Origin of the sequence: Pantoea sp. 9140, from assembly GCF_000745295.1 — a bacterium.
GTDB lineage: Bacteria > Pseudomonadota > Gammaproteobacteria > Enterobacterales > Enterobacteriaceae > Pantoea > Pantoea vagans.
The window spans coordinates 940,540-952,748 of record NZ_JQNO01000001.1 but is presented as its reverse complement, the minus strand read 5'-3'; the positions used below and the strand labels follow the sequence as shown (position 1 = coordinate 952,748).

The 12,209-nt window shown below is 57.8% G+C and carries 10 protein-coding genes; 4 read left to right on the top strand and 6 right to left on the bottom strand.

The window, feature by feature from the left end:
• Positions 1-214 precede the first annotated feature (214 nt).
• On the bottom strand, positions 215-1,162 hold the full coding sequence (pbpG, locus tag FA92_RS04520; RefSeq protein ID WP_033782386.1) for a D-alanyl-D-alanine endopeptidase: 948 nt from the start codon (positions 1,160-1,162) through the stop codon (positions 215-217).
• A gap of 179 nt (positions 1,163-1,341) precedes the next feature.
• The gene (locus FA92_RS04515; protein ID WP_033782385.1) at positions 1,342-1,929 is read right to left on the bottom strand and encodes a Yip1 family protein; all 588 of its coding nucleotides are present in this window, start codon (positions 1,927-1,929) and stop codon (positions 1,342-1,344) included.
• A gap of 203 nt (positions 1,930-2,132) precedes the next feature.
• On the opposite strand from FA92_RS04515, the gene FA92_RS04510 reads away from it, so the two are divergent.
• The 4 genes from FA92_RS04510 (at position 2,133) to FA92_RS04495 (ending at position 7,856) form a co-directional block, all read left to right on the top strand.
• Complete coding sequence (locus FA92_RS04510) at positions 2,133-2,714, top strand: DedA family protein (protein WP_033782384.1); 582 nt, start codon at positions 2,133-2,135, stop codon at positions 2,712-2,714.
• Positions 2,715-2,916: 202 nt separating this feature from the next.
• Positions 2,917-4,731 (top strand): glycoside hydrolase family 15 protein, encoded by a 1,815-nt coding sequence (locus tag FA92_RS04505; protein WP_033782383.1) that lies wholly within the window; start codon positions 2,917-2,919, stop codon positions 4,729-4,731.
• Positions 4,732-4,945: 214 nt separating this feature from the next.
• Entirely contained in the window at positions 4,946-6,067 is a 1,122-nt protein-coding gene (locus FA92_RS04500) for a L,D-transpeptidase family protein (protein ID WP_033782381.1), read from the top strand.
• 187 nt (positions 6,068-6,254) lie between these two features.
• Entirely contained in the window at positions 6,255-7,856 is a 1,602-nt protein-coding gene (locus FA92_RS04495; RefSeq protein WP_033782380.1) for an inorganic phosphate transporter, read from the top strand.
• Positions 7,857-7,876: 20 nt separating this feature from the next.
• On the opposite strand, the gene FA92_RS04490 is transcribed toward FA92_RS04495, so the two are convergent.
• From FA92_RS04490 to FA92_RS04475, 4 genes are all read right to left on the bottom strand, one after another.
• The gene (locus FA92_RS04490) at positions 7,877-9,064 is read right to left on the bottom strand and encodes an MFS transporter (RefSeq protein WP_033782378.1); all 1,188 of its coding nucleotides are present in this window, start codon (positions 9,062-9,064) and stop codon (positions 7,877-7,879) included.
• Between the two features lie 70 nt (positions 9,065-9,134).
• The gene (dusC, locus tag FA92_RS04485; protein ID WP_013357200.1) at positions 9,135-10,085 is read right to left on the bottom strand and encodes a tRNA dihydrouridine(16) synthase DusC; all 951 of its coding nucleotides are present in this window, start codon (positions 10,083-10,085) and stop codon (positions 9,135-9,137) included.
• Between the two features lie 2 nt (positions 10,086-10,087).
• Entirely contained in the window at positions 10,088-11,461 is a 1,374-nt protein-coding gene (gene rhlE / locus FA92_RS04480) for an ATP-dependent RNA helicase RhlE (RefSeq protein ID WP_033782377.1), read from the bottom strand.
• Positions 11,462-11,678: 217 nt separating this feature from the next.
• On the bottom strand, positions 11,679-12,071 hold the full coding sequence (locus tag FA92_RS04475; protein WP_031594396.1) for a YbhQ family protein: 393 nt from the start codon (positions 12,069-12,071) through the stop codon (positions 11,679-11,681).
• Between the last annotated feature and the right edge of the window lie 138 nt (positions 12,072-12,209).

Sequence of the window (12,209 nt, the reverse complement as noted above, 5' to 3'; positions counted from 1 at the left end):
CCGGCAGCTTAAATCAGGCGATCTTCCCTCGCCAGTCGCGCGTAAGTTTAGGGCTTTGCAAGGGATGGCAATATAGGAATAACGGGCATTTTCGGGCTGATTCGGGACAGGCAGCGGCATGAACATCGCTGTATGCCTCTGCCTGTTTCTTCCCGGCTACCTGCTCAGCCTGCAGGCAATGCCGGTGCGCGCCGTGCGCAACACCGGCTATTTTCTACTCAACGTCGGCACTGCCGGCACCATTGCTGGCAACCTGGCCCGACTTCTGCTTTTTATACGCCAGCGCAGCGGCAGGCACTGGCGCGGCTTTGCCGGTCTCAATCCAGCTGCGCAGACGGTTAGCGTCGGCGAAGTGGGTATATTTGCCAAAGGCATCCAGCACCACCAGCGCCACCGGACGATTGTTAATCATCGTGCGCATCACCAGGCAGTGGCCGGCCTCGTCGGTATAACCGGTTTTGGTCAGCTGAATATGCCAGTCATTTTTATAGACCAGATGGTTGGTATTGCGGAACGGCAGCGCGTAGCTCGGATGGGCAAACACGGCCGTCTCTTCTTTTGTGGTGCTGAGCGCCCCAAGCATCGGATATTCCCGCGTCGCTTTGAGTAACTTCACCAGGTCCTGCGCGCTGGAGACGTTCTGCGTTGAGAGGCCGGTTGGCTCCACATAGCGGGTCTGTTTCATGCCGAGTGACCGCGCTTTAGCATTCATTGCCTGGATAAAGGCGTGATAACCGCCCGGATAGGCGTGGGCCAGGCTGGCGGCGGCACGGTTTTCTGAAGACATCAGCGCCAGTAACATCATATTGCGGCGGCTGATCTGGCTGTTGAGCTTAACGCGCGAGAATACGCCACGCATTTCCGGCGTCTGGCTGATATCGACGTTAATCATCTCATTCATCGGCAGATGCGCATCCAGCACCACCATCGCGGTCATCAGCTTGGTGATAGACGCAATGGGCCTGACCCGATCCGGGTGACTGGAGAAGAGCACTTTATTGGTGGTGAGGTCGACAATCATCGCACTGCCAGAAGCGATCTGCGGCTGAGCAATAGGCGTAAGTTGCGACAATGAAGTCGTCGCCTGCGCCGGAAGTGAAACAATCTGCCCGGAAACGAGCAGCGCCAGCGAAAGCAGGGTGGAGCGAATTTTTGCAGGCATCGTAGAAAAAAACCCGGTTATGATTGTGTACTGTGTCAGACCGACACAGGCCGCCCGCTTCAGTCACGTCGGCGCGCGGGCTGGCAGCAGCATCATACGCTTTAGGTTAAGAAATTTCCTGGTGAGATTGTTTCCGGGCGTAAAAAGAGAACTGCCGCCAGAGCGGCGGCAGCGGTCAGTCAGAACAGATGCGGTCCATATCCCCACAGCACCACGGTTAATGCCAGTAACACTTCAAAAACCAGCACGCCGATGGCAAGCGTTGAGCCGGAAAAACGCAGGCTCTCTTCGCGATCGATATTCAGAAACAGGGGAATGCCAATATAGAGCAGATAGCCGGTGTAGAGCAGCGCCAGCGCCCCTGCCAGTACGCAGAGCCAGACCAGCGGATAGAGTGCCACCAGCCCACTCAGAAACAGCGGCGTCGCCACGTATCCCGCAAACACGGTGCAGCGCTGGACGCCGGGACGCTGCGGATAATCACGCGCCATCCAGTGGATCACGCGCCCCATAACCGCGACACCGCCCAGAATAATCAGGTAGAACAGAATCCCCAGCCCGATGCCGGTTGCCAGGTTAAGTTGCACATATTGCCCCTCGCCCAGATTCCAGCCCAGCTGAGTTGTACCGATAAAGGCGCAGATCACCGGGATCGCCGCCATCAGCAGAACATGGTGGGTGTAATGGTGCGAGACGCTCTCATTTTCCTGCTTGATATGACGCATTTCCTGGTTCGGATGCGCCAGAAGTCCCCAGACATGGTTCATACAGTCACTCCTCTGATGCGATGGGCCGCCCGGTGATGCATGCGTCTTTAGGGGCAGCGTCTCCTCAAGTATAAACGGCAGTGAAATTTTCGTGGTGACCGGACAAAAAAACAGCATAAATAAACAGATGTGGTGGCCGGGCGGAAGCGAAGCCAAATCGCGTATAGACTGAAAGAAATCATCACCGAACAGGGAGAGTCATTTTGCATCTGGATATCAACGCATTAATTACGCAGTACGGTTATCTGGCACTTTTTATTGGCTGTATTGCCGAGGGGGAGACATTTACGCTGCTGGGCGGCGTGGCCGCGCATGAGGGGCTGCTGCATTATGTGGGGGTCGTGCTGGCGGCAATGGGTGGCGGCATTGTTGGCGATCAGCTGCTCTACTGGGTCGGTCGCCGCTGGGGCACGCGGATCCTTCGCCGCTTTAAAAAGCATCAGGACAAAGTGGTGAAGGCAAACCGCCTGATCAAACGCCGCCCCAGCCTGTTCGTGATTGGCGTGCGATTTATGTATGGCTTTCGGCTTATTGGTCCCATCATCATCGGTGCCAGCCGCCTTAACCCGATGAAGTTTTTTATTCTTAACGTCATCGGGGCGGCTATCTGGTCGCTGATCTTTGTGACGCTGGGCTATTTCGCAGGCGGCATCATCGCGCCGTGGCTGCATAAACTCGACCAGCATCTGAAACATCTGCTGTGGCTGGTCGGGGCGGTCGTCTTTGCCTTTGTGCTGCGCTGGGTGATCCGTCGCTGGCACAACCGCCGGGCCGATCAGCAATAAACGAATGGCGTCTTCTCCTGATTACACAGAGGTCGCCAGACGCTGAAAAGCGTCTGGCGACCTGTTGACGATGACGTGAGTCTCACCCGCCCACCTTCCACTCTCCTTCCTTATTCAATCGCGCGTTAACCATCTGTGCCCAAACGAAGCCGCATCGGATGGCTCAGCTATAGTTAGGATGGACACTGACAGGGAGATAAGAATGAGTAAGGTAAAACGTAAGATTGAAGACCACGGCGTCATCGGCGATTTGCGCACCTGTGCGCTGGTCGCTAACGACGGCACTATTGATTATCTCTGCTGGCCTGAACTCGACAGCCCGTCGGTGTTTGCCGCCCTGCTTGACAGCGATGATGCCGGCCTTTTCTCCCTCGCACCTGACTGGCCCAATGCGCGGCGTCAGCAGCTTTACCTGCCTGACACCAATATCCTGCAGACCCGCTGGCTGGATGATGAAGGCGTGGCGGAAATCACCGACTACATGCCGATTTGTGATGATAAGAACAAACTGCCGCGCCTGATCCGCCGGGTCAAGATGGTTCGCGGCAGCGCAACCTTTCAGCTGCGCTGTTCACCGCGTCATGACTACGCCCGGGCGCAGACCCGGGCCGAAGCGAACAACGGCTGCATCGACTTTCATGCTGAAGGTCAGCCGTCGCTGCGCCTGGCAGCCTCCGTGGTCATGACGCTTGAAGACGACAGCGCCACTGCCCACTTCACGTTACAGCCTGGCGAACATGCGCAGTTCGAATTTGGCAGCGTGGATGATGCACATATCGAAGCGCTGGCCACCGAGCACTGCTTTGAAGAGACACTAAACTACTGGCGGCGCTGGAGCGCCCGGAGCACCTATCAGGGACGCTGGCGCGAGATGGTGCAGCGCTCGGCACTGGTCCTGAAGCTGCTGACTTCACATCAGCACGGCTCGATTGCGGCGGCGGCCACCTTTGGCCTGCCGGAAGAGTTGGGCGGCGAACGCAACTGGGACTATCGCGCCTCCTGGATCCGCGACGCCTCGTTCAGCATGTATGCTCTGATGCGGCTGGGCTACGTTGATGAAGCCAAACACTTTACCCACTGGGTCGGCCGCTGTGTTGAAAACAGCCATCACGATGAGATGCGCCTGCAGGTGATGTACCGGCTGGACAGCGGCACCGAGCTGCATGAGATGGAATTACTCAATCTCTCCGGCTATGCCGACTCCCGTCCGGTGCGCATCGGCAATGATGCCTGGCAGCAGACCCAGCTCGATATCTATGGCGAGCTGATGGATGCGGTTTATCTGGCCAATAAATATGGTGAGGCGATCTCGCAGCGCGGCTGGGAGCATGTGGTTAAGATGATCGACTGGCTGTGTGATCACTGGGATCAACCCGATGCGGGTATCTGGGAGATGCGCGGCGAGCCGGAACACTTCCTGCATTCGCGTCTGATGTGCTGGGTGGCAATGGATCGTGCGCTGCGTCTCGGCATGAAGCGATCTCTGCCGATGCCTTATGAACGCTGGGATCGGGCGCGTCGCGAGATCCGCGAAGATATCTGGGCAAACTTCTGGAACAGTGAACGCGGCCATTTCTCTGCCACCCGTCATGGTGAACATCTTGACGCCTCCATGCTGCTGATGCCGCTGGTGCGCTTCGTCGGTGCCACCGACCCGGACTGGATTGCCACGCTGGACGCGATCAAAACCAATCTGGTCAGCGACGGTATGGTGCGGCGTTACAATACGCATGAAACACCGGCCGATGGCCTCAAGGGATCGGAAGGCTCCTTTGGTGCCTGCTCATTCTGGTATGTCGAGTGTCTGGCGCGCGCGGGCCGGATTCAGGAAGCGCATTTTGAATTTGAGAAGCTGCTGAGCTACGCCAATCCGCTGGGCCTGTACGCCGAGGAGTTTGACAGCCACGGTCATGCGCTGGGCAATACGCCGCAGGCGCTGACGCATCTGGCGTTAATCAGTGCCGCCTTTTTCCTGAATCGCAAACTCAGCGGTGAACAGACGCAGTGGCAACCTTAATCAGGACTGCCCCCGGAAAGCCGCATTTTACACGCCCTGCTTTCCGGAAATGCGCTAACATCCGCGGTGAATTTACGTAAAGTATTACAGGCAGGTTAAATTCCCGATTCACAACGTCAGATTAATGAACATATAATGCGCAGCAGGTCACATTGGCCAGCATGAATTCGACACATAGACCAGCCTGAAATATGGCGATAAAGACTTGTAAAATATGAAAATTATTCGCGCTTTCGCTTCAATCGCTCTGGCTCTGGCGGCATTCAGCCAGTCAGCCTTTGCTGTGGTTTACCCGTTACCGCCGGCCAACAGCCGTCTGATCGGGGAAAATATTGAAATTACGGTTCCTGAAGACAGCAAGCTGCCGCTGGAAGCTTTTGCGGCGCAGTACCAGATGGGCCTCAGCAATATGCTGGAAGCCAATCCGGGTGTTGACGTTTATCTGCCTAAAGCTGGCAGCAAAATGATCATCCCACAGCAGCTGATTCTGCCTGACGCACCGCGTGAAGGTATTGTGATTAACAGCGCAGAGATGCGTCTTTACTACTACCCGAAAGGCAGCAAAACCGTGGTGGTGTTGCCAATTGGTATCGGTGAATTGGGTAAAGATACCCCGATTAACTGGACCACAGCGGTAGAACGTAAGAAAGATGGCCCGACCTGGACGCCAACCAAAGGTATGCATGCGGACTATGCGGCACGCGGTGAAACGCTGCCAGCCGTGTTCCCGGCAGGCCCGGATAACCCGATGGGTCTTTACGCGCTCTATATCGGTCGTCTCTATGCGATTCACGGCACCAACGCCAACTTCGGTATCGGCCTGCGCGTGAGCCACGGCTGTGTGCGTCTGCGCGCTGACGATATTAAATGGCTGTATCAGAACGTGCCGGTCGGAACCCGCGTCCAGTTCGTCGATCAGCCGGTAAAAGCGACCGTAGAGCCAGACGGTTCACGTTATGTTGAAGTGCATAACCCGCTGTCTACTACCGAAGAGCAGTTCAACTCGCGCGAGCTGGTGCCGATTACGCTGACGCAGGCAGTAAGCAAAGTGCTGGTTGATGCCAGCGTCAATCAGGATCAGGTTAACGGCGCCATTCAGGGCCGTACCGGTATGCCGGTAAAAGTGAACGGTGTGGAAAACAACATCCAGACTGCACCTGTACCAATGCCGGAAAACCCGCAGGCTGTACCACAGGAACAGCCGATGACGCCAGTGACCCCGCAGGGTGCAAACAGTGATGCTGCACAGCCACAGCAGCCCGCCACTGAGCAGGCCGCACCGGTCACACCAGCAGCACCTGCAGCACCTGCAGCAGCGGCCAATACCAACTCGTAATCGCCGCCCTGCTCTAAAAAGCCAGCGCGTGTCGCTGGCTTTTTTATTGCCTGGATTAAGGCAAATTACCGAACATTTCCGCCCTCCTTCCCCGCGTGACCATCATTAATCTGTCATATAAAGCGCGTATCACACTCCGTTAACCCGATGCAAATCAGCATCCGGCATCAGCCACGTGAGGTACACCATGAGCGAAAACAGTCTCTCCTCCTCATCAGCCCAGGGACGCCCCGATTTCAACGGCAAGGGCAGCCGCTTCAGCAAACCGCTGTTTTTCATTCTGCTGATCGCCGGGCTGGCCTTCGCCGGACTTAACCTGGTCAATGATGTTGAAGAAACCAACACCCCGGTCACCAGCTATCTGCCGTTCTTTCTGCTGGGACTGGCGCTGCTGATTGCGCTCGGTTTTGAATTCGTCAATGGCTTTCACGATACCGCCAATGCGGTCGCCACGGTGATCTACACCCATTCGCTGACGCCTGGCGTGGCCGTGGTCTGGTCCGGTTTCTGTAACTTTATGGGCGTACTGCTCTCCAGCGGCGTGGTGGCCTTTGGCATTATCTCGCTGCTGCCGGTCGAGCTGATCCTGCAGGCCAGCAGCGGCAACGGCTTCGCCATGGTCTATGCGCTGCTCTTCTCCGCCATTATCTGGAATCTCGGCACCTGGTATTTTGGCCTGCCCTCGTCGTCATCGCATACGCTGATTGGTTCGATTATCGGCGTCGGGGTGGCTAACGCCATGCTGCATGGGCGCAGCGGACTGAGCGGCGTGGACTGGGATCAGGCACTCAAGGTCGGCTATGCCCTGCTGCTGTCGCCGGTGGTGGGTTTTGTCTGCGCCGGGCTGCTGCTCTGGGTGATGAAGATGTTTATCCGTAATCGCCAGCTTTATCAGGCCCCGAAAAGTGACCAGCCACCGCCGGTCTGGATCCGTGGTCTGCTGATCCTGACCTGTACCGGCGTCTCCTTTGCGCACGGCTCCAACGACGGCCAGAAAGGAATGGGGCTGATTATGCTGATCCTGGTGGGCACCATGCCGATCGCCTACGCCCTGAACCGATCGCTGCCGGCCGATCAGATCCCGCGTGTGGCCGCACTGACTGAAGTGACCGCCCATCAGCTACTGCAACTGCAACCGGCGACGGCGCATCCCCCGGCGGCCCGCGACGTGCTGACCGGCTTTGTCGGCAGCAACCAGATGAACGCCGAGGTGTTACCGGCGCTGGCGCGGACGCTTAACGAAGTGGGCGATCAGATTCGCCGTTACGGCTCGATGGATAATATCCCTGCCCAGGCGGTGACCAATACCCGCAACCAGATGTATCTGGCTTCGGAGTCGATCAAGCATCTGCAGACCGCGAAGGTGACGCTGCCGCAGGAGACCGAACGCAATCTTAAGGCTGTGAAAACCGAACTCGACAGCGCCACCCGCTTTATTCCGATGTGGGTGAAAGTGGTGGTGGCGATAGCGCTGGGGCTTGGCACCATGGTCGGCTGGCGCAGAATTGTGGTAACGGTGGGAGAACGAATCGGCAAAACCCATCTGAGCTATGCCCAGGGTGCCAGCGCCGAGCTGGTGGCGATGATGACTATTGGCGCAGCCGATGGCTTTGGCCTGCCGGTGTCGACCACCCATGTGCTATCGTCCGGCGTGGCGGGCACCATGGCGGCCAACCGCTCAGGCCTGCAGTTTTCGACTCTGCGAAATCTGGCTGTCGCCTGGGTATTGACGCTGCCAGTCTCCATTCTGCTTTCTGCCCTGCTCTACTGGGTGTTTACCCATTTCTGATAGTCAGTGCTCACCACCGGTCAGGTGGTGAGCCGTTGCTGCGTATAGAGCCGCAGCGTAATCAGCAGCGCGCCCAGCACCATCACGGCGGCAGCCAGATAGACCGACTGCATCCCCCAGTGCCCGATAAACAAGCCCGCCACCGGGCCGGTTAAACCGAGTCCCAGATCGAGAAAGGCGGAATAGGTGCCCAGCGCCGAGCCCTGATCCTGGCGCTCAACCCTTTTTACCGCCTCAACGCCCAGCGCCGGGAAGACCAGCGAGAAACCGCTGCCGGTGAGGAACGCGCCCGCGCCCACCAGCCAGGCGCTGTCCGCCTGCCAGATAATCAGCAGTCCCAGACACTCCAGCAGGAAAGAGAACAGCGACACGCGCAGTCCGCCAAAGCGGGTAATAAAGCGACCGAAACCCAGCCGCACCAGCACAAACCCCAGGCTGAACAGCGTCAGCGCATAGGCCGCGCCCTGCCAGTCGCGGCTGGCAAAATAGAGGGTGATAAAGGTGGCGATGACGCCAAAGCCGATGGTGCCGAAGCCCAGCGCCAGGCCATAAAGCCAGACGCGGGAGAAGACGCGATGAAACGGAATGCGCTCGCCCACACTGACGGTGACCGCCGGTTTGCGGCTGGCCATCAGATACCCAACGACGCCCATCAGCGCAATCAGTCCGGCAAATCCGCTCATACCAAATTGACTGTTCAGCAGCACACCCAGCGGCGCACCAACAGCCATCGCCAGATAGGTGGCGACACCGTTCCAGGAGATGACGCGCGCGGTCTGCAACGGCCCGACGATATTCATGCCCCACAGCGTGGAACCGGTGCTGCTGAAGCTTTCGCCCACGCCAAGAAACAGTCGCCCGATAGCCAGCAGCGCCAGACTCAGCCACGGCCAGCTGCTCAGCAGCGCCGCCACGATAGTCAGCACCCCGCTCATGCCGCAGCAGAGCAGTCCCAGCATCACCACCCGTTTTGGCCCCAGGCGATCGGCGAGACGGCCCGACTGCGGACGGCTGAGCAGCGTTGCAAAATACTGGATGCTGATAATCAGACCTGCGATAAAGGAGCTGAAGCCAAGCTGATTTTTGACGAAGCCCGGCAGTACGGCCAGCGGCAGTCCGACGGAGAGATAGCAGAAGAAAGTGAAAATGATAACTGAGAGGATTCGTTTGTTGAGCTGACTGTTGCTCAACACAGCGGTGTCAGACATAGCAGGCTTGTGGTGTGGGAAATTTTGCCCACTATACCGTCAGGCGGTTAAAGGGTCGCCTGATTTTTTATCACAAACCATGAACATGTGCATGACGGTCAATCGCCAATGCGATGTCGCCCGAGTTTTTTAACGCACGGATTTCACTGAATAAGCCATCGGCTTCGCCATACGCTTTGCGCAGATAACCGAGCCACTGTTTGATCCGCGCCACATGATAGAGGCCGGTATCGCCCTGCTTTTCCAGCCGGCTGTATTTCTGCAATAACCGCACCACATCGGGCCAGGCCATCGGCGGTTCGTTGTATTTCACCACCCGGCTCAGGTTGGGGATGTTCAGTGCACCACGGCCAATCATTACCGCATCGCAGCCGGTGACCGCCATACAGTTTTGCGCGCTTTGCCAGTCCCATATCTCGCCATTAGCAATCACCGGAATGCGCAGCCGCTGACGAATGTCGCCAATCGCCTGCCAGTTGATCGCTTCTGCGCGATAGCCCTCTTCTTTGGTCCGTCCATGCACTGTTAGTTCGCTGGCACCGGCCTGCTGGACCGCGTCGGCAATCTCCAGGCTGCGGGCACTGGAATCCCAGCCGAGCCGCACTTTTACCGTTACCGGCAAATCGGCAGGCACCGCTTCACGCATCGCTTTCGCGCCGCGATAAATCAGATCGGGATCTTTCAGAAGGGTTGCGCCGCCTCCGCTGCCGTTGACCAGTTTAGAGGGACAACCACAGTTGAGATCAACACCCCAGGAACCCAGCTCCACCGCGCGTGCGGCGTTCTCGGCTAACCATTCGGGATGCTGCCCCAGCAGCTGCATCCGCACCCGCGTGCCGGATGGCGTACGGCTGGCGTGATGCAGTTCGGGGCAGAGACGGGTGAAGGATTTTACCGGCAGCAGTTGATCGACTACGCGCAAAAACTCAGTGATGCAGAGATCGTAGTCGTTCACTTCCGATAGCAGCTGGCGCACCAGTGAGTCCAGCACGCCCTCCATCGGAGCCAGTAAAACCCTCATACTCAGACGTTTCCGGTGCGCTTCGGAGCCGGACGACGTGGACGGGCTGCGGGCTTATCGCCCTGAGGTGCCGCCTGGCTCTGACGACGCGCCTGAGGACGTTTGTCGCCGGATGAAGATGAGCGCGATGCGCCTGCACCCTGACCGCCCTGGCTGCGACCACGGCCGCCGCCGCCACCTGCACCGCCGCGAGACTGCTGCTGACGACCATTGATGATCGGCTCCGCCTTGATGCTTGGATCCGGTTCATAGCCTTCAATCGCCAGACGCGGGATTTCACGCTTCAGCAGACGTTCGATATCACGCAGCAGTTTGTGCTCATCGACGCAGACCAGCGACAGTGCGACACCGGTTGCAGCCGCACGGCCGGTACGGCCAATACGGTGAACGTAATCTTCGGCGACGTTAGGCAGCTCGTAGTTCACGACGTGTGGCAGCTCTTCGATATCCAGGCCACGGGCCGCGATATCGGTCGCAACCAGCACGCGAATGCCGCCTGACTTAAAGTCGGCCAGCGCACGGGTACGGGCACCCTGGCTCTTGTTGCCGTGGATCGCGGCGGCGGTGATGCCATCTTTGCCCAGCTGCTCGGCAAGGTGGTTAGCGCCGTGTTTGGTACGGGTAAAGACCAGTACCTGCTGCCAGTTACCTTCGCCGATCAGCTGCGACAGCAGTTCCCGCTTACGCTTCTTATCAACGAAATGCACCTGCTGCGCCACCTGCTCAGAAGCGGTGTTGCGGCGAGCCACTTCAATCATTTCCGGGTTGGTCAGCAGTTTTTCCGCCAAACCTTTGATCTCATCCGAGAAGGTGGCTGAGAACAGCAGGTTCTGACGTTTAGCCGGCAGACGCGCCAGCACGCGACGGATGTCGTGGATAAAGCCCATATCCAGCATACGGTCCGCTTCATCCAGCACCAGAATTTCGACCTGAGACAGGTCAACAGCATTCTGCTGCGCCAGATCCAGCAGGCGACCTGGCGTGGCCACCAGCACATCGACGCCGCCACGCAGCTTAACCATCTGTGGATTGATGCTGACGCCACCAAACACGACCAGCGAACGCAGCGAGAGATATTTGCTGTAGTCGCTGACGTTTTCGCCGACCTGCGCCGCGAGTTCACGGGTTGGGGTCAGGATCAGGGCGCGCACCGGGCGACGACCGCGCACGGGCGTCGCGGTGGCAGAGAGTTTCTGTAACAACGGTAAGGTAAAGCCGGCCGTTTTGCCGGTGCCGGTCTGGGCACTCGCCAGCAGATCGCGGCCTGCCAGCACCACAGGAATCGCCTGGCGCTGGATAGGTGTAGGTTCGCTGTAGCCTTGTTCGGCAACCGCGCGCAAAATATCGGCACTCAGGCCGAGAGAGTCAAATGACATTACGTGGTTTACTCCGGTCCGCTCTGGCCGTGATTCACGGTGTAGTTTTCAGAGGGATAGTGACGGCAGCTGGGGCTGACGCGTGAAAAGGGCACAAACTACGATGCGTAAGCGGGCGAGTGTAGCAGCTTTAAATGAAGTGTGCGAGATAGCTCACATTTACTGACATAACTTAACTGCGCAGAAACAGGAAGGCCACCTCGCGGTGGCCTTCAACTTAACTACGTTTATTTTCGATGCGCCGCGGTGGCTCTTTCGCCAGCAGCGAAACCAGCGCCGGACCCAGCAACATCACTACGCCGAGACAGGCCAGCAGCAGGTTGTTGTGGTAAATCCGCGACACCAGGAACAGTGTCATCATGGCGGCGCCAAAGTAGTAAGTGGTGGTCGCTTCTTCAAGATAATCGCCGAGCGTACGTAAACGGGCGATGCGCTGTGTCACCAGCATGGCAACAAAAACCAGTGCGTACATCGCCACCAGCGTGCTGCAGACATCAACCAGCGCCTTGTGTTTCCAGCCCCAGATCAGCGCAGCGATCACCAGCAGATGCATAGCGATATGCAACAACGTCTGACCCGTGATGATTTGAATACGATTAGACCATTTCATTCAATTCTCCTGGCAGACCCAACAGGTCGCCCAAGTGCTACCGGCACAAGCCGGAAACGGTTTCCTCAATGTAAAACAATTTTCGGATAACGCCCTAAATATCGCGCTCTCTCACCACCCATTTGTGACAAAGACTAC